This window comes from Pontibacter chitinilyticus (assembly GCF_039748935.1).
Taxonomy (GTDB): domain Bacteria; phylum Bacteroidota; class Bacteroidia; order Cytophagales; family Hymenobacteraceae; genus Pontibacter; species Pontibacter chitinilyticus.
In genome coordinates, this window is record NZ_JBDIZJ010000001.1 from 633,182 (window position 1) to 653,586 (window position 20,405).

Genomic DNA, 20,405 nt, shown 5'->3' on the forward strand with positions numbered 1-20,405 from the left:
AGAGTAGCAACTATGGCTAATTTTGGTGTAAGCGGCCTTAAAATATACCTAGCTGCTTGCCTGCGCGGGTACAGAAATGGTCGTAGTTATAAGGTCTGCTGCTGCGGCCTGCCATATACTTCTTTTTGCTCATTCGAAACAGGTTGCCGATGATTTCAGCAAACTTGCCTTCGCCACGCATACGGGTGCCAAAGCGGCTGTCGTTTAGCTGGCCGCCGTGGCAGTCGGCAATCTGGTGCAATACTTTCTCGGCTTTGTCAGGAAACGCCTGCCGGATCCAGTCCTCAAAAATAGGTCCGATGCTGCCGTTTAGCCGCACAATGGTATAAGCGGCATTGCAGGCCCCAGCCTCCGCTGCCTTCTGAATAATCTGCGGAATCTCCGAATCATTAAGCCCGGGTATAATCGGCGCGACCATCACGTTCACGTCCAACCCGGCTGCCGCCAATTGCCGCACCACCTCCAGGCGCTTGGCCCCGGAAGCTGTGCGCGGCTCCAGCTTTTGCCGCAGCTTTTCATCCAAAGTGGTAATGCTGATGTTCGTGTGCACCAAATCCAGCTTGTTGAGCTCCTGCAGAATGTCCAGATCACGAAGTATGAGTGCATTTTTCGTGATGATGCTGACCGGGTGGCGGTACTGCAACAGCACTTCCAGGATGCGGCGTGTGAGTTTCTTTTTCGCCTCGATGGGCTGGTAGCAGTCGGTGTTGCCCGCGAGCATCAGCGGCATAACTTTCCAGTTTTTATTCTCCAGTTGCTGGGCCAGTACTTCCGGAGCGTTTTCCTTGATGATGATCTTGCGCTCGAAGTCCAGGCCGGCGCCATAACCCCAGTACTGATGCGAGTTGCGAGCATAGCAGTAAATGCAGCCGTGTTCGCAGCCTTGATACGGGTTCAGCGAGTAGGAGAGGCCGATGTCAGGACTTTCCACTTTGTTTACGATCTTTTTAGGATGCTCTGTAAAGAATTCAGTTCTGGAGTTAGACAGCATTGGTTCATCCAGCCCTTCGATGTGCTCAGCGACGTACTCGTTTTTTAAGTAAGGGTTGGCGGGGTTGTATTGGGCACCGCGGCCTTTCAGGTATTCTTCTGGTTTCATAGTTGCTTGTTGTGAGGTTGTGTTACTAAGGCTTTGTTCCTGCTATGCTTTCTAGCTGCGGTTTGATACTTAGTTTTATACTGCGGCTATACTTGCTAGCTGTTGGTTGATGCTCAGTTTTATACTTGTCTTGTTTCACTTCTTGCTTTGGTGCGCTCTGGCCCGTGAGGGTACGTCCTGGGGGTGCAGGGGCCCCCGACGAGGGCATCGCGCGGTGGCGTGAAGCTGCTCCTCGCTGCGCTTGCGCGCTGCCTTGCAGGCACCGGAACCAGCCAAGGCGCTCCACCCAAGGACTGGAATCCATTCGATAGCACAAGCTTATACTTGTGCTCGAATATAAACTTCATACTTCTACTTCTTCTCTTTCCCATTTTGTCATCCTGAAAGGATCTTAGTAGAAAGGAGCTTAAGCTTTAGCTATACAACCTATACTTTACCTTTCACCCTTAGCCGTATTCCCTTCTTGAGGAGGGTAGGAGGTGTTTATAACCACAAGGCTATACTCCAACCTAAGCAACACCTGAGGCTATACTTGTATGCAAAGCAGCTCCTCCCAATGGGTGGTATAGCGGCTTGACCGGTGTGCTTTGCGCATCTCCCAGGGGTTTACCCGTTTCTTGTTTTCCTTATTCCTATAGCTCACCTCGTCATACACGCCTTGGGCAGCCAGAATAACTGTTTCTTTCCCCCATTTGCTGTTAATTGTATCGAGGGCCTGCATCAGGCGCTGGTGCTTTTCACGGTCTGTGGTATCAAGGAGCGGTAACTGCGCCTGCTGGCTGAGTTCGGCTACGATTACGGCACTTTTTTTATAGCGGTAACCTCTTCGGTAAAGTAGCTCCAATGCTACATTTGCGTAGTGAATCAGCTCCAGGGTGCTGTTGGTGGCAGCCGGCAGGTGCAGTGTCTTGCTGTTGTAATAGGCCTGCCCATTGTTGTGTGGGTATGCCTGCAGGTAAACCGTAATGGCGCTGGCGTAACTCTTCTGGCGGCGAAGCTTGGCAGCACACCGCGAGGCGTACAAGCCGGTAGCTTCTTTCAAGAGTTCCAGGTCGGTAACAGGGTTACCAAACGACCGCGACGTGCAGATGTGCTGCTTTACGGTAGACACTTGCTCTAACTCCAGGCAGGACTCGCCGCGCAGTTCCTTCGCTGTGCGGAGCCCCACCACGGTCAGGTGTTTCCGCACGAAGGAGTCGGAGGCGCGGCTCAGGTCCCAGGCTGTATGAATGCCCAAGAGTTCCAATTTGCTGGCATTCCGGCGCCCGATGCCCCATACCTGGCTTACTTTTGTTTTCTGCAGCACCTCATCTATAAGTTCCTTCTCCTGCAGCAACAGCACGCCTTCCATATTTGAATTCAGGTTCTTTTTAGAGAAGCGGTTGGCAAGCTTTGCCAGAGTTTTAGTCGGCGCAATGCCTACCGACACGGGTATTCCCGTCCACTGCTGCACCGTGGTACGCAGTTGTTGTGCATGCGCCTCTACATGGCTAAGCGGCAGGTGGCTCAGGTCTAAAAATGCCTCATCAATGGAATATACCTCCAGGTGCGGAGAAAAATGCCCGAGCGTTTGCATCACCCGGGCCGACATATCGCCATACAAGGCATAGTTGCTGCTAAATACGTGTACGCCGTTCTGTTTCAGCATTTCCTTTGCCTTAAAAGCTGGTTCGCCCATGGCTATACCCAGTGCCTTGGCTTCTGTAGAGCGGGCAATAATACAGCCATCGTTGTTCGAGAGCACCACAATAGGCTGGTGCTGCAGCTTGGGTGCAAATACCCGCTCGCAGGATGCGTAGAAGTTGTTGCAGTCTACTAAGGCAAAGAGCTTGGCCATGGCTATGATCGTTGAACTTTGTGTAGCGACCATACCACCACGCCCCAAGGCTGGAAATCCATGCCTTCCGTCAGTTCCAGCGGCAGGTACTGGTCGTTGGCGGGTTGCAGGTAGCGTTTGCCTTCCTGGTACACCAGCCGCTTCACCGTAAATTCGCCGTTCACAATGCCGATAATTATGTGTCCTTCCCCTGGTTTCAGAGAGCGGTCTACCACCAGCACATCGCCATCGTAAAGGCGGGCATCTTCCATGGAGTTGCCCTGCACCCGTACCAGGTACGTAGAGGCCGGGTTGTGTATGAGCATGCGTTGCAGGTTCATGGCTTCTACCATGTAATCATCGGCCGGAGAAGGAAAACCCGCTGCCACATAAGACGAAACCAGCGGAACTTCCAGATCAAGGGTGTTGGTGGGTAATACCTCTATAAAGCTGGGCAATATAGTAGGGAGGGGATACAGTACTTCTTCCATCGTTCTATCCTTTCATTTATCTAGTGCCAAATATATAGATTAAACTAATATATTTAGCATTTAATACTAAATTTATTAGTAAATAGTTGTGTGCTGAATGAAATAAAACAGGAAATTGCTACTGCAGGGCAGATAAATCAGCCAAGGGTTAGGATGATTTTAGAAAGACTATGGCATCCGAGTATGCTGATTAGCAGTATGCTAGAGCATGGAGATACAGGAAAAGGAGTACGCTGTAAACGAAGTGACGCTGCACGTTGCTGAAGCGGGACCAGCAGAAGGGAGCACGATCTTGTTTCTGCACGGCTTTCCGGAGTTCTGGTATGGCTGGCAGCAGCAGCTTGCTTATTTTAGCGCCCACGGCTACCGGGCCATAGCACCCGACCAGCGTGGCTACAACCGCAGCAGCAAACCGGCAGGCGTAAAAGCTTATACACTGGAGAAGCTGACAGCCGACATAGCTGCACTTATCCGGCAAATGACGCAAGAGAAAGTATATCTAGTGGGGCACGACTGGGGCGGAGCCGTAGCCTGGGCCGTGGCCCTGCGCTACCCCGAACTGCTGCATCGGCTCATCATTCTCAATATGCCGCACCCGCAGGTAATGGCGCAGTCGATGCGCACTAACCCGAAGCAGATGCTGAAAAGCTGGTATGCCGGCTTCTTTCAGTTGCCCCTGCTGCCGGAGGTAAGCAGCAGTGCCTTCGATTATACCCTGCTGGAGCATAGCCTGCAAACATCCTCTAAAAAGGGCACTTTCCCGAAGGAGAAAATAGCTGTTTACAAAGCTGCCTGGCGGCAGCCGAAGGCGCTGGAAAGCATGATTAACTGGTACCGTGCCTACAAGTATAGCCGGCTGGATTTGTCGGGAGAGATAATAGTGCCCACGCTGTTGATCTGGGGGAGGAAGGATACTTTTCTGGGCCAGGAGATGGCGCCGCCAAGTATAGCCCGCTGCAAACAAGGGCAGCTTAAATTTATAGACAATGCCACGCACTGGCTGCACCACGAGAAACCGGACGAGGTAAACCAGTTGATACACGCCTTTGCGCAGGCAAGCGAAAGCTGAACCGCTATTGCACCGGTTGTACCTGGCATTGCTGTAATAGATAAAAGCCCCGCAGAACTTAGTCCGGTGGGGCTTTTATCTATTGAAATTTAATAGGAATGGCGCTTAGTTGCCTGGCCATGCTTGCCATGGAATACGAATTAATATCAGGATAAGCGCTATACTATAAAAGATGAGAATGTTACGGAAACCGCTGGGGCTGCCGACCGCACGTTTGGCACGGGCATAACCTACTGTGATCAGAATAACGGCAATGATCATGGTAAGCGGGTGCTCCAGGATATAAAGCCGCGACACGCTATCCTTCATGGCCACGCCCGAAAAATTAGAAGCTCCCAGCGGCGAAACAAAGTATAAGATCACACCCACCACCCACTGCAGGTGTGCCGGAATCAGGCCCAGCAGTGCCAGTTTTCGGTTGCTATCGGTAAAAGGCTTTTTGCCAGAGCTGCCGCTGATAGCCCCGATAATGCCTGCTAGTAGCCCCAGCAGTACGAAATAGGCCAGGCCCGAGTGGATTTGTTGCAGTACCGTGTACATGTTGCGTTATGGTTTTAACTGGATGAACAGATAGATCACTGGCAAAAGTACACGTCTTTTTGGGATTGTTCGCTAAAATAGGTTTGATTTTAGGCAGAGCAGGAGTAAACAGCATCTGCTTGCAACACAGGTGCGGCAGCAATGCGTAAGCTTTAAACGACCAGCTAAATACCCATGCAAGCGATTATTTTCTGCGGCATACAGGCCAGCGGCAAGTCCAGCTTTTACAAGGCGCACTTCTTTGATACGCACGTGCGCATCAGCCAGGACTTGCTGCGTACACACCACCGCGAGCGCCTGTTTCTGCAAGCCTGCCTGGCAACTCAGATGCGCTATGTGGTAGATAAAACAAACGCTACGATCGAAAAGCGGCACCTATACATGAAGCAGGCAAAGGCAGCCGGGTACGAAGTGATCGGCTATTTTTTCGATACCGATATCAAAAGTGCATTGCAGCGCAACAGTCGCCGCTCCGGCAAAGCCGTGATTCCGGAGCGGGGTATCTTCGGCACATTGAAAAAGCTGCAGCCGCCAACTTTAGCGGAAGGATTCGATCAGCTTTATACTGTTCGGCTGCTCCCAAACGAAGGGCAGTTTGAGGTGGTACCGCATCTGCCGCAGGCAAACAACTAAACCCGGCAGGTTTTAGAAGCCTGCCGGGTTGCGATGATCAGCAAATGTTATTCTGTCTTCAGCGAGGCAACCGGATTGGCAATAGCAGCCTGTATAGCTTTCGTGCTCATTGTAATAAGCGCTATCAGCAGGGTGGCCACCCCGGCAAGTATAAAGGGCCAGTAGTCGATGTGGATGCGGTAAGTAAAATCCTCGAGCCACAGGCTGATGATGTAGTAGGCGATGGGGGCTGCTACCACAAAAGCGATCAGTACCAGCTTCACGAATTCTTTCGAGAAGAGCACCGTGATGTTGAAGATAGAAGCGCCCATCACCTTGCGAATGCCCACCTCTTTGGTACGCTGCGCCGCCATAAAGGCCACCAAGCCATACAAGCCCAGGCAACCGATGAAGATCGCGATGAAGGAGAAAACCTGGAACAATTTGCTCTGCCGGGCCTCATCTTTGTAAAAGTCAGCAATCGTTTGGTCCAGGAACTCATAGCTGAACACATCATCCGGGTAAGCCATGTTCCATACTTTCTCCAGCTGGTTAATGGCCTCCTGCTTATGGCTCAGGTCTATTTTGGCCGACAGGAACATATACTGCTCCGGGCTAGTCATGATGATGGTCGGGTCGATAGGCTGCTGCAGCGGGTTCTGATGAAAGTCTTCTACCACACCAATAACGGTGGTCTTTAAGCCGCCACCCCACAGCGACAGGCTTTTGCCTACGGCATCTGCCGCTGTCTTCAGGCCCAGCTTACGGCGCATCGTTTCGTTGATGAGCACCACCGCCGAGTCGCTGCGGGTGTAAGCCCGGCCGGCAGCCAACTTGATGTTGTACAGGTCGAGGTAATTTTCATCCGCATACTTCATGTTCGACTGGAAATTAACGTCTTCGCTGGCGTTGTCGAAAGCGAAGTTAGAGCCCCAGGTCATCTGGGCAGAAGGCGGTGCGGCGGCAAGGCTCACGTTACGTATGGCGGGGTCGCGGAGCAGTTCCTCGCGCAATGGCATCATTTTAGAAGCCGCCTGGTTGGGCAGCTGCACCGTCACCACGGCATCCTTGTTAAAACCCAGCGATTTGCTTCGGAAATAGTCCATCTGCTCGTTCACCAGAATGGTACAGATGATGAGTACCTGGCAGATGGTGAACTGCAGCACTACCAGCCCCTGCCGGATGGGCAGGCCGCCCACCTGCTGCGTGTTCAGTCGGCTTTTGAGTGCCGCTATGGGTTGGAAGCGCGACAGGATCATAGCCGGGTACAGCCCTGCAAACAGCGTGACCAGCAGCACCTCTGCCACCAGGAACAGCAGCAACACAGGATCCTGCAAAATGCTGAAGGTGATTTTCAGTTCCAGCAGGTCGTTGAGGTAAGGCAGTGCCAACTCGGCGAGTATGATCGATATAAACGTGGCAAGCAGCGTGATCAGCAGTGTTTCGCCAATAAATTGCAGCATCAGCTGGCTTTTGCTGCTGCCCAGCACCTTGCGTACACCGACTTCTTTGGCCCGCTTCACTGCCTGTGCGGTGGCCAGGTTCACGAAGTTAATGCAAGCCACCAGCACCAGGAAAATGCCGATCAGCGCCATTGACCAGATAATTTCCCGCGAGATAGTACGGTTGCCGTAGTTGCCATAATCGGCATTGAAGTGCAGGTCGCTGAGGGGCTGCAATGTGTAGGTTTCCGTCACTAGTCTATCCTTTTTCTGGTGTCTTGCCAGAAACCTGGTTAGGTCCTCTGCCTTAGCCTCCGGCGACACGCCCTCGGGCAGCAGCACATACAGCTGCTGGTTGCTGGAGAGCGTGTTAAAGTTAGTCAGGTCCAGCGTCGTATAGTTTTTAAAGGAGCTGAAGGAAATCAGCATCGCAAACGGGAAATCAGTGTTGGGCGGAAAGTCAGGCACCACCGCAGTTACCTTGAGTGTGAGGTTGTTGTTAAACTTAATGAGTTTGCCAACGGCTCCTTCTCCGGGGAAATACTTGTCGGCAATACTTTGCGTCAGCACCACATTGTTTGGCTCTGCCAGGCCCGGACGCGGATCCGTCGTGCCGGTTTCAAAATCAAACAGGTCGAAGAACTCGGGCTCGGCAAAGGCAATGTTGCCTTCCTCCAGAAAACGTCTGGGCGCAGCACCATTATCTCCTAAAATATTAATCTGAGCACCTTCCTCCACATATAATTGGGTGATTTTCTCCATGCCCAGGTTGCTGTTGCTGCGGAGCAGCCGTGGTATCGGAAAACGTGTGCCAGGGTTTTGATCTGCACCATCGGCAAACGCCATGCGCGTATCTACCCGGTAAATGCGGTCGGCTTTGCTGTGGAAAGTATCATAGCTCAGTTCATACTTGATCACCAGGAACAGCAGCACACTGCACGTAATGCCCAGCGCCAGGCCGGCAATGTTCAGGAAGCTATAGCTCTTGTTGCGCAGCAGCGACCGGAATGCAGTTAGGAAGTAATTTCGAAGCATAGTTTTATCAGTTTGTAGCGTTGGCAAAGTAGGAATGGCAAAGCTTGAGCCGCCTGTTTATACTTTGCCAGTGGCGTGCCAGAATCAAAAACAGCCTTATCTGCCACTCAAAGCCCTGCGCTGTCCTTTTAAGTGTCCGGCACCGGACAAAAGGTGTCCACGGATGGACAGCCGGCACTACCGTTTATCAACTGAAAAAAGTATATTTATAGCAGGCAATTACAAAAGTATAAAGCCCTGAATATTGGCAAGTGTACAAGTATACGCCACTGAAAGCATATTTTTAAGTGATCGGGAGCTAAACAACACTACCTGCTGCTGCACGGGCAGTACCTTAGTATAGATTTGGCATAATATTTCTGATGTATAGTAGCAAGAGCAGGCAACCTGCTGCTTCAAGGCAATCTCTCACATAACTAACTATGGAAGAACAGAATCTCGGCAGAATTTTAGTTATCGATGATAACGAGGACGTGCTGTTTTCGGCAAAGATGCTGCTGCGCAAGCATGCGGAAGAAGTGGTGATGGAGAAAAACCCGAAGAAGATTCCGTTTCTGCTTTCTAATCAGGAGTTCGACCTTATTTTGCTCGACATGAATTTTACCGAGGATATTTCCAGCGGGCAGGAAGGCTTTTACTGGCTGAAGGAGATCCTCAAGTATGATCCGTCGGCGGTGGTGGTGATGATCACAGCCTTTGGCGATGTAGAGATGGCGGTGCGGGCGCTGAAAGAAGGCGCCACTGACTTTGTGCTGAAGCCCTGGCAAAACGAAAAGCTGCTGGCTACCCTTTCATCAGCGTCTAAGCTACGCCACTCTTACAAAGAAGTAAGCCAGCTGAAAGAGGTGAACCGCACCTTGGCTGCCGAACTGCACCCGGCACAAAACATCATCACCGGCCAGAGCGCTGCCATGCGGCAGTTGTTTTCCATCATCGACAAAGTAGCCAGAACCGACGCTGATATTCTGCTGCTGGGCGAAAACGGAACCGGCAAGGAGGTTATCGCCCGTACCCTACACCAGCGCTCCTCCCGCGCTGACAAAGTGTTCGTGACTGTGGACATGGGTGCCGTGACGGAATCGCTGTTCGAAAGTGAGCTGTTCGGCCATAAAAAAGGCGCTTTTACCGATGCCAAAGAAGACCGAATCGGCCGAATAGAGGCAGCTAATGGCGGCACCTTGTTTCTGGACGAGATCGGCAATCTGTCATTGGCCATGCAAGCCAAATTGCTGACGGTGCTGCAGCGGCGCGAGGTAATCCGGGTAGGGACCAACAAACCCATACCCGTAAATGTACGCCTGATCTGCGCCACCAATATGCCGCTGAAGGAGATGGTGCAGCGTAACGAATTTCGCCAGGACCTACTTTACCGTATCAACACTGTGGAGCTAAACCTGCCGCCGCTCCGCAACCGCCTCGATGATATACCGCTTTTTGCAGAGCACTTCCTGGCCACCTTTGCGCAGAAGTATAAGCAGCCGGTAAAGCGACTGGGCACATCGGGGCTGAAACGCCTGCGCCGCTACAACTGGCCGGGCAACGTGCGGGAGCTGCAGCATGTGCTGGAAAGGGCCTGCATCATGAGTGATAACCGCGAGCTGGAAGCAGACGACTTTTTCTTCCTGGGTGATGAGGAAATTGCCGCCACTACATCCCTGGAGGTGCAAAGCCTGGACCTGGACGGACTGGAGCGCGAAACGGTGCAACGGGCCTTGCAGAAGCATGAAGGGAATATCTCAAAGGCTGCGAAAGAACTGGGGCTGTCGCGCGGCGCCTTGTATAGACGACTGGAGAAGTATGCACTTTAAAACCTACCGCCTGCAGTTGCTGCTACGTGTGCTGCTGTTGGGTGCAAGCATCTATTTCTTTGCCCGCCTCGATTTTAATCCAGCCTACCGGGGTACGCTTTTAGGGTTAGGCCTGTTTATTTTGCTGCAGGTAGGGTTGCTGATGGTGTTACAGGAACGTACCAACAGGCTTTTTCTCCGCTTCCTGAACTCCATCAAGTATGATGATTTTACAGAGCTTTTTCTTGTGAAAGGAGAGGGAAAGCGACAGCAAGAGCTGGCGTTGCGGCTAAACCAGGTGATGGAAAAGTTCCGGGAAGTACGGGCTGAGAAGGAAGCCAACATGCACTACTTCGAAGCAATTGTGCAGCACATCGGTATCGGCATCATCACCTATCAACCGAATGGAAGTATACTGATGCTGAACAATGCCGCCAAAAAGTTGCTGCAGGTAAGCCATGCACAACAAGTGCAGGAGCTGGCAACCGTAAGCCCCGAACTGGCGCTTGGCCTGCAACAACTGGAGCATGGCGAAAAAGTGCTGGTGCCGCTGCGGCAGGACGGGGAACAGGCGAACCTGTCGGTGCATGTTATAGAACTTTCGCTGCTCGGCAACATGGTGCGGCTGGCCTCCCTGCAAAACATTCAGCCGGAGCTGGAGGAGAAAGAAATGGAAGCTTGGCATAACCTGATCAAAGTGCTGACGCATGAGATTATGAACTCCGTGACGCCAATCGCCTCACTGTCGGCCAGCGCTTCAGAAGAGATCAACGGCTACACCGATACCACGGCAGAAGAAGTAACGCTGCTGCGCGAGGAGCTGACAGATATAGGCCAGTGCCTGCAAACCATCAGCCGTCGCTCCGATGGCCTCATCCATTTTGTGCAGGACTTCCGCAACCTGACGACCATCGCCGTGCCGCAACTGAGCCGCTTTAATGTAACCGAGCTGTTGCAGGAAATTAAGATGCTGCTGCGGGAGCAGTTGGCCGCGCGGCAGGTGAAGTTACAGGTAGAGGTGCCCACCGAAAGTCTGCTGCTCTCTGCCGACAGAAGTATGATTGAGCAGGTGCTCATCAACCTGGTGAAAAATGCCATGGAAGCCGTGCAGGAGCAACCTGAAGCCCAGATCATTCTGCGCGCCTTCCTCGATGAGCGCAGCCGCGTCAGTATTGAGGTAGCCGATAACGGCAGCGGCATGACAGAGGAAGCCATGGCCAAAATCTTTATCCCCTTCTACAGCACCAAAAAAACTGGCTCCGGCATCGGGTTGAGCTTATCGCGCCAGATCATGCGCCTGCACAAAGGCACTATTTCCGTGCAATCTGAACTGGGCCAGGGTACGCGCTTTGCGCTGCGGTTTTGATACTGCGGAGCAGGTATCAGCTTGTTCAGTAGAAAGGAACCTAACTAGAGCAGCTTTACTGGCGCAAGCGCTCACTGTAAAGTTATAAATGAAAAGAAGCAGGGTGAATTGTTGTTTATTCCCGGCTCCTTCGCGAAAGCTTATACTTTAATTCTGAACTGAGGCAGTAGTCGGAGCGATGACGGCGGCTTCCTGTAGTTTGGGGTAAGGCAGCAGGCCGGTATGCATGGCAAAGACATTAGCTACCTGCAGGCCCTCGCGTTGTACAGCCGCCACGACTTCGGCAATGTAAGCGGGCTGAAAGAAGCTGCCGTCACGGTTTTGCTGCACTAGGTCGCTGGCGTAGAGCAGGCGGTGCTCCGGAAAGTAGACCATCAGCATGCGCTCACCGCTCTCACCTCGGATGGGGTAGAGTTCCATGTGGTTCGCGCCTTTGCCTACAACCGTCTTCTCCGTCACAGGCTTGATCTTCGCTTTCGTCGGGTGCTGTGCCAGGTTATCGGGTGTGGTGGCGAACGGCGCGGCCACCAGGCGCTGCAACAGCGGCTGGTTCAGAACAAGTGTATACACCGGCAGCTTTTGCGCTACTGCCTCGCGTACACCGGCCACGTGGGGCCAAGCATCCGAGGTACTCACCACAGCTTTTACCTTCAGGTTCGGATAAAGTTCTTTAGCTTTTGCAAGTGCTTTGGCGGTATAACCTGGCGAAATGGGCATTTCCAGCAATACCACGCCATCGTCTTGTTTGATTAACGCCACATTCCAGTAGCCGGGTATCTGCAGCACGCCCGGGGCAAGTTCCTGTGCCAGTTGGTCGGGTCGGCCGAGGGGGAGTTGGTTGTAGTTCTGCACCTGCTGCGCGGCAAAAGCTTTTTGCACCTGCTCTGGTATGGCAAAGGTATCCGCCGGGATAGTGGGGTTTAGCTCGAGTTGCAGGATGGTGAACTCCTGGTAAGGCTGGTTGTTGCGGTACAGATTATACTGTAGCGGGTACTGCACGCCCTCAGGTGTTAGCGACCAATAAGAGAAGAACATATCGCTGCGTACATCTCCCCAAACAGACCAGAACAGCTCCTGAGGGTAAGCACGAGTAGTTTGCAGCAGTGTGGGCAGGTGTGAGTACTTGTTCAGGTACAGCTTTACCTGTGTGGCACCTTGCCTAAAAGCCACGCCGTGGTTCACCACGCCCTGCAGCACGGTATCTTTTAATGCACGTAGACCAGGAGCTTTCAGAGCCAGAAGCAGTACCTGCTCGGGAGCCAGCTGCAGCGTTTCCTCTGCCTCCTCGGCCATGGTTCTGCGGCCGGGCATCAGCTGTCCCGCGGGGGCCAGAATCGCGGCAGCGCCATCGGAATAAACAACTGTTTGCGGCGCCCACTCCGGCTGCTGTGTATTGCGGCTTTCTTTTAAGGTGCGCAGGCGCTGATGCTCATAGTCGCGCAGTTGTTGTACCTGGGTATAGTTCACGACCCAGGGACCCTCCGGCCGCTCCGACTGCTCTAAAAGATACGTATGGCCGATGCCAGTGAGGCGGAGGGTTTTTAGCTGCACCAGCTTTTCCTGTCCGCCCATGGCAGCGATACTTTGGGCGACAAGTTGTTGCGGATTGGCCGGCGTAGGCGTGGTGCCGGCATAGATGAAAGAAGTGTTGCCGATAAATAGCAACAAGGCAAGCGTTTTTTTCATGGTTTTATAGGTTATGGAACAAGGCTGCAAATTGACACAAAAGCTGCCAGTAAATCCAGTGTTTCGACCAAGAGTTGCGCAGCATCTGCTAACATCTTAAAGTTGCCGACCAACAGCACTGCACCCTTTGGAGCCATATTCGTGTAAAACCTTTTCCGGCCGTTTGGCTTATATACTAGAGCCTATTACTATATAGGAGCATCTGGAAATGACGATAACAGAAAAGGAAGGCTTTTTAACAGTGAGTGCCGATAAAGCATCGCCCTATGTTGCCCACATCAGGGCTGGTGGCCAGCAAATGACCATTGATGAGTCGGGCTTGGTAAAAGGAGAGCAGAAAGTGGGGCCAGATCCCTATGATTTTATCTTAAGTGCGCTGGGATCCTGCACCGTGATAACGCTGCACATGTATGCGCAACGAAAGGGCTGGCCCCTCGAGCGGGCGGAAGTAAGCCTGTGGCATGAACGGGTTCACCCTACCGATTGCGACAACTGCGATCAGAAAGATGCTAAACTGAGTTTAGTTACCAAACGCTTGCGGTTAACCGGAGACTTAACACCTGAACAACGGGTACGACTGGAGTCTGTCTCCTCCAAATGTCCGGTACAGAAAACCCTGGAAACAGGCATCTCTATCACGACAATACTGGAAGTATAGCGGCTAAAGTATAAAGGTTATGTTAACAGCACGTCCTGCCGCCATTGTATAACTGGTGCTGCAGCTAGTGCCTGAGTTAACAGCAGTTTCGGTTTTTGTAGATCAGCTCAAGAGGGAAGCTATCTTTTCTGCCTGCCTGTCTAGCACGAATACGGACACAGGAGAAGCTGCTCTTATGCGCAGGGTTGCATTTAGTATAGCGGAGCTCCACAAACGTGCTTTTAAAGTTGTTGCTTGTAGCTGGGGGAACTGCAGGTAGCACGTCAAAGTATATCAACTCAAAGGTGCTTTTCAGCCGTTGTGCTGGTAAAGCTTTTCCGACAGGCATAGGGTATAGTATAATTTGCCTATATTCGCTTTAGCGCCTTCTCAAACCAAGGAACTGATCGTATCCATGCTAAAAAAAACAACCTATACTTACCTGTTAGCCGCCGCTCTGGCTTGTGGCACTGCTGCCTGTGTGCCTGTAGAGCAACAAACACAAAGTGCCGGCAACTCCGGTGCTACGGCCAGCGCTTTGCGCTACGACGACTTTATCTACAATGAAAGTATAAAATCAGTACAGACATACCGGGCGACCGGCTCTCCAGACCAGGTACTAAATCCGCCAATCGTTGCTTTGCGGCAGGCAGAGCCAATTTTGCTGGAGTTTGACCGCCTCAATGTCGGGCCGCAGCGCCTGATAGCAAAGCTGATACACTGCAATGCTGACTGGACTCCTTCAGGACTTAATGAAACACAGTACCTCAACGACTTCAATGAGTTCTTTATAACCGATGTGCAGAGTTCGGTAAACACGCGCATCCCCTATGTGCATTACCGCTTCCGGGTACCGCGGGTAAAACTGAGCGGCAATTACCTGCTTGTTGTAAGCGAGGAAGGAGGTAACCTGTTGCTGACGCGTCGTCTGCTGGTATACCAGAATGCCATTACGGTGACGGCAAAGCTAGGAGCTCCTGTTGGGCCTGGCGGCCGCGAAACACGCCAACCAGTAGAATTTAACGTATTTTATCCCGATTTCCCGATCGTTAACCCGTCTGTGGAAGTGAAGGCCGTCATGCGCCAAAACTATCGCTGGGACAATGCCAGAGCGTACCGCCCCACATATGTGCACGACGACCAGCGCCGCCTGGAGTACCTGTCCTTCGACCCGAAAGACCAGTTTAAAGGCCTGAGCGAGTTCCGGGTTTTCGATACGCGCAGCCTGAACTTCAACGATGTGGGGGTGCAACAAATCAACCTGCAAGAGAGCCCAATAGAAGTGAACCTGCAACCAGACAAAAGCAGGCAGACAGCAGTATACAGCCAGGACCCTGACATAAACGGGCAGCGGATTTTCGGCAATAAGCAATATGGCAATGGGGAAGTAAACGGCGATTATACCTGGGTAGACTTTGAACTGCAAACGCCCGAAGCGGTTCCGGGAGCCGTGTACGTAATGGGCGAACTAACCGACTGGCGCCTGCAAGACCAGGCCAAATTGCTTTACGATACCGAACGAGGCGTTTACTCCGGACGGCTGCTGCTAAAGCAGGGCTACTATAACTATTATTATGCCCTACAACAGAACAATTCTACCGCACCAGATGCCAGCTTCTTTGAGGGCAGCCACTTTGAAACCGACAACGTGTACGACATCCTCATCTACTACCGCCCACCCGGCACCCGCGCCGATTTGCTGGTAGGCTACCAGGAGCTGTTTTATAATAGGAAGTAGGCGAAATATATAGTGCAGCTAATAGGAGGATTACTCCTGTTAGCTGGTAGGAATTAAAGTATGGATAAAAACACTCACCTTTGCGTATTATTACCAGCTTTATTTTCACTCGCGTCTTATCAGCAGACTGACAAGATGAAATCCAAAGAATAAGGAGTAGAGATTCGGACATTCAGTCGTAATACAAATTCGAGGCATTCATGTACAATACTGAATTGGCCGTTTATAACCGCCAGCGCTAAAAAATCAATAATGGCCGCTTGGACGAGAACACACTTTATATTCTTAAGCACCACTCTGAAGAAATTGTTGAGGTTGTTGATACATTGAAGGTGAAATTGCATGATAGCGTAGTGGACTCTCTCTACGATTTGACGCAAACTTACCTGACCACAATTGATATGAATAACGAAGTTGAGGTAGGTAGCCATAATAGACAAAAAGTTGTGGATGGGGCAAACTTCACAGTCACACTCATAAATAATCAAAAGCGATTAGAAGGTTCTCAACGGGGGCTGCAAGGTGCTTGGCGTGCTTCACAGCAGGCTGCTCAGCTCTTCCACTTTTGTTAATAGGAGGCTACCTGAAGAATTTATGCTGTACTAAGAATCTGCCGCTAATACGGCACAGGCACTATGTTCGGCTTTTGCTTCGCCCGTTACCTGTAAATACCATTGTAGTTCTTTTAAATTAATGACATGAGTTTCTTAAAAGCCGAATGGCGGAAATTAGCTATTGCAAACTATGAAGTAGACAGTTCTTTGCTGACTGATTTTCTACCGTATGGGACGGAACTCGATTTTTGGAAGGACAGGTGCTATGTGAGTTTAGTGGGTTTTATGTTTCTGAATACGAGACTGCTCCATTTTAAAGTCCCTTTTCATGTAAATTTCGAAGAGGTTAACCTTCGGTTCTACGTCAGGAGGTTTGAAAACAATGCGTGGAAGCGGGGCGTTGTATTTATCAAGGAGATAGTCCCAAAGCCAGCATTAGCATTGGTTGCGAATACTATCTACAAAGAGAACTATGAAACGCTACCTATGAAACATGCGTGGAGTGAAACTGAAACAGAAAGGCTGGTTGAGTATAGCTGGCAGAAAAATTCAAAGTGGTATACTTTCCGCGTAAAGGCGAGCAGGGATGCAGCAGAGATAGCGCCCGGGTGTGAAACCGAATTTATAACAGAACATTATTGGGGATATGCGAAAGCTGGCAATACCAGGACAAACGAGTATGAAGTAACGCACCCGAGATGGAATGCCTATGAGGTGCTAGACTATACCATAGATGTTGATTTTGAAGATGTTTATGGAGCAGCATTCAGTTTCTTAAATAAACAAACTCTTGTTTCAGTCATGCTTGCTGAAGGTTCTGAAATAACAGTTGAAAACAAGAAGAGTATCCGAAAATGACAAGCAACAGCTTGGCTATAGCTCCGTAAAAGCACCACAACCATTGCCGGATAGCGCCTATTCTTGAAAGTGAGTAAAACTTTAATGAGCATCTTTTGCTTCGCGTTTTACGTGGTAGCCTCTGCTCAGAATGTTGCTGAGAGAATAAAGCTTGAAGTAAAGTAGAGTATCAAAGCAAGAGCAACTGGCGCACGGAAGAGCTTCTCTCAGAATAGTTACTCAAGCAAAATAGAAGTAATGGCTGTCATTTATATTATATAAAAGTCTACAAACTTTAATCTAAGCCTCACATGAAATACCGCAGCACCGCTTGTCTTGGCTTCTTTTTCCTGTCTTTAATTACCGCGTCCTGTAAGTCGGATAAGGCCGCTGTAAACGGAACAGCTGCCGCCGCAAGCAAAGCAAGTATAACCAGAGGCGACAACACCGCGATGGAGAATAACATGATTGCTCCCGGAGCCACGCCCCAACTGATTGCCAGGCAGTTCAGCTTTACCGAAGGCCCGGCGGCCGATAAACAGGGCAACGTTTACTTTACAGACCAGCCCAACGACAAGATCTGGAAGTATGACACCGATGGAAAGCTTTCTGTTTTCATGAACAGCACCCGCCGCGCCAACGGCCTATACTTCGACCGTAATGGCAACCTGCTGGCCTGTGCCGACGAGCAAAACCAGCTTGTGTCAATTTCTCCGCAAGGAGAAGTAACGGTGTTGGTGCAAAATTTTCAGGGACACCGGCTCAATGGTCCGAACGACGTGTGGGCGGCCCCGGACGGCGGCATTTACTTTACGGACCCTTTATATAAGCGCGATTACTGGGATCAACAGCCCGATGTAGCAGGGGAGAAGGTATACTATCTGGCAAAAGGACAAAGCCAGCCTGTTGTTGCAGCAGAAGATCTGGTGAAGCCTAACGGCTTGGTGGGTACCCCCGACGGCAAGTACCTTTACATCGCTGACATAGGCGGCAATAACACCTACAAGTATAAAATTGGACCGGGCGGTAAGCTACAGGACAAGCAACTGTTCGTGGTGCAAGGCGGCGATGGCATGACCATCGACAACAGGGGCAACGTGTACCTGGCTGGTAAGGGCGTGACCGTGTTCAATCCTGCTGGCGAGCAGGTGGCGCACATCGATATTCCGGAGGACTGGACTGCCAACGTATGCTTCGGCGGCAAAAACCACGATCTGCTGTTCATCACCGCCTCAAAGGCTATTTATACTTTGCAGATGAACGTGCAAGGCGTGCAGTAACAAGTATAAATAGCTCTAAAACAGAAAAGGCAGGTACTTATACCTGCCTTTTCTGTTTATAAGTTAGCCGCTGTGTGGCCTTACACGTTAAAGCGGAAGTGCATAATGTCGCCGTCCTGCACCACGTAATCTTTGCCCTCGACAGCCATTTTTCCAGCTTCTTTTATTTTAGCTTCGGTTTTATACTCCTGGTAATCTTTTAATTTGATTACCTCGGCGCGGATAAAGCCTTTTTCAAAATCAGAGTGAATCACGCCGGCAGCTGCAGGCGCTTTCCAGCCTTTGCCAATCGTCCAGGCACGCACTTCTTTTACGCCAGCTGTGAAGTAGGTGATCAGGTTCAGCAGGTCGTAAGAGGCGCGGATCAGCTTGTTCAGGCCAGATTCTTTCAAGCCATACTCGGCCAGGAACATTTCCTTCTCCTCGGGGTCCGTCAGCTCGGCAATCTGCGCTTCAATCGAGGCGGAGATCAGCACCACCTGTGCATTCTCGTTCTGCACATTTTCGGCCAGCGCTTTAGAGAACTGGTTGCCAGTGATCATAGAGTCCTCATCAACATTAGCGGCGTAAATAACAGGCTTCGCCGTCAGCAGTTTCAGATCGTCTACTGCTTCCAGGTCATCTTCGTTCACGTCTAGGCTGCGGGCGCTCTGGCCTGCCTCCAGGTGCGCTTTATACTTCTCTAAGCTGGCCAGCTCCTTTTTCGCTTTTGCATCGCCTGATTTAGCAGCGCGCATGACCTTCTGTATCTTCTTATCGATCGATTCCAGGTCTTTAAGTTGTAGTTCGGTATCGATGATCTCTTTATCAGCAATGGGGTTTACCTTGCCATCTACGTGCACAATGTTTTCGTCTTCAAAGCAGCGCACCACGTGTATAATGGCATCTACTTCGCGGATGTTAGCCAGGAACTTGTTACCTAAACCTTCGCCTTTGCTAGCGCCTTTCACCAGGCCGGCAATATCCACGAACTCAATTACGGTTGGCAACACTCGCTCCGGATGCACCAGTTCTTCCAGAATTTCCAGGCGTTCGTCCGGCACCGTAATTACACCCACGTTGGGCTCAATGGTACAAAAAGGATAGTTGGCAGATTCTGCCTTAGCATTAGAAATAGCGTTAAATAAAGTAGACTTGCCCACATTTGGCAGTCCTACAATTCCGCATCTGAGTCCCATTAATTCTTCTTATTAATTTCAGGGGGCAAAGATACGAATTTTAAGCAGTTGTGGCGAAGGATTGTATTGTTTATAAGAGCAGGGAAGGGGCGTATTGGTTAGTCCTAAGTATAAATATGCATGCAGCACATGCAAAGGAACGGTATAAACGCAAAATCGTGCGTCTGTGCAATCATAAAATCCTGCCGATCCTGAAATCCAGATGCAGGCAAGCGCCGCGGCTCATCCCGATAAAGCAATTACAAGTATGAGCGGCAAGCAGGGCTATAAAAGACAAAAGCCTGTGGAGGGCCACAAGCTTTCTATCTATGCAAAGTAGGAGCTGGGTACTACTCCCACTTTAGCTCTTCGTCGAAAGAAGGTTCTGCTATTACTTCAGCATTGGTCGATACTTCCACTTCAGCAACAGGAGCTTCCAAGGCTGCCAGAGCCTCTTCTGTCAAAAGCTCAGATTTAACGTGGTCTATCGTTCCCTGAAGTGCTTCCATAAATTTGGCGAAATCCTCCTTGTAAAGGAAGATCTTGTGTTTCTCGTATGAGAAGGTCTCGTCGTTAAACTTGCGCTTGCTCTCCGTGATCGTCACGTAGTAGTCGTTCGAACGAGTTGACTTCACATCAAAGAAATACGTTCTCTTCCCGGCTCTTACTCTTTGGGAATAAATTTCTGCTTTTTCGTTGTTCTCTTCCACCGTAATTAGACGTTAAATTCAACTTTGTGAACCTAAAAGTAACATATGCATCCGATATATAAAAATTTTTGAATTTAAATTTAAGTAAATTTTTTCTGATATATTTGCACCCGGACCAATATAGTAAAGTATGAATTTATGTTCACTTTTACTAGTATTCCTTTTCTCGTTCTTTTCGGGTAACCCCACCGCTTATACTGCCCAAGGAAAGGCATCTTACTACGCCGACCGTATGCATGGGCACCGCACCGCCAGCGGCGAACGCTACGACAAAGCGAAGCTCACTGCAGCTCACGCGTCACTGCCGTACAACACCAAAGTGTTGGTAACCAATCTGGAAAACGGCAAAAGCGTGGTAGTTACGATAAATGACCGCATGGCCCGCAGCCGCCACAACATCATCGATCTGTCGAAAGCTGCTGCCAAAGCGCTGGATATTGTGCGGGCCGGCTCCGGGAATGTGCAGCTTAAAGAACTTACTTCTGAGCAGGAGGCGCAACAAGCCTCAACCGAAAGCGTTTCAGAGTAGAGTCTTTCTAAACCGATCAG

General features: G+C 50.8%; 19 protein-coding genes. 10 read left to right on the plus strand and 9 right to left on the minus strand.

Annotated elements, in window-relative coordinates; genetic code table 11:
• Window positions 1-37: 37 nt before the first annotated feature.
• The 4 genes from ABDW72_RS02695 to ABDW72_RS02710 all read right to left on the minus strand — a co-directional run bounded on the left by ABDW72_RS02695 (window position 38) and on the right by ABDW72_RS02710 (window position 3,406).
• Window positions 38-1,099: a PA0069 family radical SAM protein gene (locus ABDW72_RS02695; protein WP_347156912.1), complete on the minus strand. Its 1,062-nt coding sequence runs from the start codon at window positions 1,097-1,099 to the stop codon at window positions 38-40.
• Between the two features lie 25 nt (window positions 1,100-1,124).
• Window positions 1,125-1,403 (minus strand): hypothetical protein, encoded by a 279-nt coding sequence (locus tag ABDW72_RS02700; protein WP_347156913.1) that lies wholly within the window; start codon window positions 1,401-1,403, stop codon window positions 1,125-1,127.
• Between the two features lie 222 nt (window positions 1,404-1,625).
• Window positions 1,626-2,936 carry a Y-family DNA polymerase gene (locus ABDW72_RS02705; protein WP_347156914.1) on the minus strand — a complete coding sequence of 437 codons (1,311 nt, stop codon included), beginning with the start codon at window positions 2,934-2,936 and terminating at the stop codon, window positions 1,626-1,628.
• A gap of 2 nt (window positions 2,937-2,938) precedes the next feature.
• Window positions 2,939-3,406 carry a LexA family protein gene (locus ABDW72_RS02710; protein WP_347156915.1) on the minus strand — a complete coding sequence of 156 codons (468 nt, stop codon included), beginning with the start codon at window positions 3,404-3,406 and terminating at the stop codon, window positions 2,939-2,941.
• Between the two features lie 208 nt (window positions 3,407-3,614).
• On the opposite strand from ABDW72_RS02710, the gene ABDW72_RS02715 reads away from it, so the two are divergent.
• Window positions 3,615-4,475, plus strand: coding sequence for an alpha/beta fold hydrolase (locus tag ABDW72_RS02715; RefSeq protein WP_347156916.1), 861 nt, complete (start codon window positions 3,615-3,617; stop codon window positions 4,473-4,475).
• A 105-nt stretch (window positions 4,476-4,580) separates the two neighbouring features.
• Here the strand turns inward: ABDW72_RS02715 and ABDW72_RS02720 are convergent, their stop codons facing one another.
• A complete protein-coding gene (locus ABDW72_RS02720; protein WP_347156917.1) occupies window positions 4,581-5,015 on the minus strand; it encodes a hypothetical protein in 435 nt (144 codons plus the stop codon).
• A gap of 174 nt (window positions 5,016-5,189) precedes the next feature.
• Here ABDW72_RS02720 and ABDW72_RS02725 point away from each other — a divergent pair, with 174 nt between their 5' ends.
• Window positions 5,190-5,648 (plus strand): AAA family ATPase, encoded by a 459-nt coding sequence (locus tag ABDW72_RS02725; RefSeq protein ID WP_347156918.1) that lies wholly within the window; start codon window positions 5,190-5,192, stop codon window positions 5,646-5,648.
• A 47-nt stretch (window positions 5,649-5,695) separates the two neighbouring features.
• Here the strand turns inward: ABDW72_RS02725 and ABDW72_RS02730 are convergent, their stop codons facing one another.
• Entirely contained in the window at window positions 5,696-8,104 is a 2,409-nt protein-coding gene (locus tag ABDW72_RS02730) for an ABC transporter permease (protein WP_347156919.1), read from the minus strand.
• Between the two features lie 422 nt (window positions 8,105-8,526).
• On the opposite strand from ABDW72_RS02730, the gene ABDW72_RS02735 reads away from it, so the two are divergent.
• Window positions 8,527-9,912, plus strand: coding sequence for a sigma-54-dependent transcriptional regulator (locus tag ABDW72_RS02735; RefSeq protein ID WP_347156920.1), 1,386 nt, complete (start codon window positions 8,527-8,529; stop codon window positions 9,910-9,912).
• Entirely contained in the window at window positions 9,902-11,257 is a 1,356-nt protein-coding gene (locus ABDW72_RS02740; RefSeq protein ID WP_347156921.1) for a sensor histidine kinase, read from the plus strand. The genes ABDW72_RS02735 and ABDW72_RS02740 overlap by 11 nt, the downstream gene beginning before the upstream one ends.
• Window positions 11,258-11,404: 147 nt before the next feature.
• Here ABDW72_RS02740 and ABDW72_RS02745 read toward each other — a convergent pair whose 3' ends face one another.
• Window positions 11,405-12,943 (minus strand): MBL fold metallo-hydrolase, encoded by a 1,539-nt coding sequence (locus ABDW72_RS02745; RefSeq protein WP_347156922.1) that lies wholly within the window; start codon window positions 12,941-12,943, stop codon window positions 11,405-11,407.
• A gap of 208 nt (window positions 12,944-13,151) precedes the next feature.
• Between ABDW72_RS02745 and ABDW72_RS02750 the strand changes: the two genes are divergently transcribed.
• The 5 genes from ABDW72_RS02750 to ABDW72_RS02770 all read left to right on the plus strand — a co-directional run bounded on the left by ABDW72_RS02750 (window position 13,152) and on the right by ABDW72_RS02770 (window position 17,989).
• Window positions 13,152-13,601 carry an OsmC family protein gene (locus ABDW72_RS02750; protein ID WP_347156923.1) on the plus strand — a complete coding sequence of 150 codons (450 nt, stop codon included), beginning with the start codon at window positions 13,152-13,154 and terminating at the stop codon, window positions 13,599-13,601.
• A 394-nt stretch (window positions 13,602-13,995) separates the two neighbouring features.
• Entirely contained in the window at window positions 13,996-15,318 is a 1,323-nt protein-coding gene (locus tag ABDW72_RS02755) for a type IX secretion system plug protein (RefSeq protein ID WP_347156924.1), read from the plus strand.
• Between the two features lie 260 nt (window positions 15,319-15,578).
• Window positions 15,579-15,890, plus strand: a complete 312-nt coding sequence (locus ABDW72_RS02760) for a hypothetical protein (protein WP_347156925.1) — start codon at window positions 15,579-15,581, stop codon at window positions 15,888-15,890.
• Window positions 15,891-16,016: 126 nt separating this feature from the next.
• Entirely contained in the window at window positions 16,017-16,730 is a 714-nt protein-coding gene (locus tag ABDW72_RS02765) for a YqjF family protein (protein ID WP_347156926.1), read from the plus strand.
• Between the two features lie 290 nt (window positions 16,731-17,020).
• Window positions 17,021-17,989, plus strand: a complete 969-nt coding sequence (locus ABDW72_RS02770) for an SMP-30/gluconolactonase/LRE family protein (protein ID WP_347156927.1) — start codon at window positions 17,021-17,023, stop codon at window positions 17,987-17,989.
• 80 nt (window positions 17,990-18,069) lie between these two features.
• On the opposite strand, the gene ychF is transcribed toward ABDW72_RS02770, so the two are convergent.
• Both ychF and ABDW72_RS02780 read right to left on the minus strand, forming a co-directional pair.
• Window positions 18,070-19,167: a redox-regulated ATPase YchF gene (gene ychF, locus ABDW72_RS02775; protein WP_347156928.1), complete on the minus strand. Its 1,098-nt coding sequence runs from the start codon at window positions 19,165-19,167 to the stop codon at window positions 18,070-18,072.
• A gap of 329 nt (window positions 19,168-19,496) precedes the next feature.
• Window positions 19,497-19,856: a DUF3276 family protein gene (locus tag ABDW72_RS02780; RefSeq protein ID WP_347156929.1), complete on the minus strand. Its 360-nt coding sequence runs from the start codon at window positions 19,854-19,856 to the stop codon at window positions 19,497-19,499.
• 130 nt (window positions 19,857-19,986) lie between these two features.
• Here ABDW72_RS02780 and ABDW72_RS02785 point away from each other — a divergent pair, with 130 nt between their 5' ends.
• Window positions 19,987-20,385, plus strand: coding sequence for a septal ring lytic transglycosylase RlpA family protein (locus ABDW72_RS02785; RefSeq protein WP_347156930.1), 399 nt, complete (start codon window positions 19,987-19,989; stop codon window positions 20,383-20,385).
• Window positions 20,386-20,405: the final 20 nt, after the last annotated feature.

What these genes read in the sequence shown, in the direction of transcription:
- ABDW72_RS02695 (WP_347156912.1), bottom strand. Translation starts at nt 1,099, where the DNA reads ATGAAACCAGAAGAATACCTGAAAGGCCGCGGTGCCCAATACAACCCC.
- ABDW72_RS02700 (WP_347156913.1), bottom strand. Translation starts at nt 1,403, where the DNA reads ATGGATTCCAGTCCTTGGGTGGAGCGCCTTGGCTGGTTCCGGTGCCTG.
- ABDW72_RS02705 (WP_347156914.1), bottom strand. Translation starts at nt 2,936, where the DNA reads ATGGCCAAGCTCTTTGCCTTAGTAGACTGCAACAACTTCTACGCATCC.
- ABDW72_RS02710 (WP_347156915.1), bottom strand. Translation starts at nt 3,406, where the DNA reads ATGGAAGAAGTACTGTATCCCCTCCCTACTATATTGCCCAGCTTTATA.
- ABDW72_RS02715 (WP_347156916.1), top strand. Translation starts at nt 3,615, where the DNA reads ATGGAGATACAGGAAAAGGAGTACGCTGTAAACGAAGTGACGCTGCAC.
- ABDW72_RS02720 (WP_347156917.1), bottom strand. Translation starts at nt 5,015, where the DNA reads ATGTACACGGTACTGCAACAAATCCACTCGGGCCTGGCCTATTTCGTA.
- ABDW72_RS02725 (WP_347156918.1), top strand. Translation starts at nt 5,190, where the DNA reads ATGCAAGCGATTATTTTCTGCGGCATACAGGCCAGCGGCAAGTCCAGC.
- ABDW72_RS02730 (WP_347156919.1), bottom strand. Translation starts at nt 8,104, where the DNA reads ATGCTTCGAAATTACTTCCTAACTGCATTCCGGTCGCTGCTGCGCAAC.
- ABDW72_RS02735 (WP_347156920.1), top strand. Translation starts at nt 8,527, where the DNA reads ATGGAAGAACAGAATCTCGGCAGAATTTTAGTTATCGATGATAACGAG.
- ABDW72_RS02740 (WP_347156921.1), top strand. Translation starts at nt 9,902, where the DNA reads ATGCACTTTAAAACCTACCGCCTGCAGTTGCTGCTACGTGTGCTGCTG.
- ABDW72_RS02745 (WP_347156922.1), bottom strand. Translation starts at nt 12,943, where the DNA reads ATGAAAAAAACGCTTGCCTTGTTGCTATTTATCGGCAACACTTCTTTC.
- ABDW72_RS02750 (WP_347156923.1), top strand. Translation starts at nt 13,152, where the DNA reads ATGACGATAACAGAAAAGGAAGGCTTTTTAACAGTGAGTGCCGATAAA.
- ABDW72_RS02755 (WP_347156924.1), top strand. Translation starts at nt 13,996, where the DNA reads ATGCTAAAAAAAACAACCTATACTTACCTGTTAGCCGCCGCTCTGGCT.
- ABDW72_RS02765 (WP_347156926.1), top strand. Translation starts at nt 16,017, where the DNA reads ATGAGTTTCTTAAAAGCCGAATGGCGGAAATTAGCTATTGCAAACTAT.
- ABDW72_RS02770 (WP_347156927.1), top strand. Translation starts at nt 17,021, where the DNA reads ATGAAATACCGCAGCACCGCTTGTCTTGGCTTCTTTTTCCTGTCTTTA.
- ychF (WP_347156928.1), bottom strand. Translation starts at nt 19,167, where the DNA reads ATGGGACTCAGATGCGGAATTGTAGGACTGCCAAATGTGGGCAAGTCT.
- ABDW72_RS02785 (WP_347156930.1), top strand. Translation starts at nt 19,987, where the DNA reads ATGAATTTATGTTCACTTTTACTAGTATTCCTTTTCTCGTTCTTTTCG.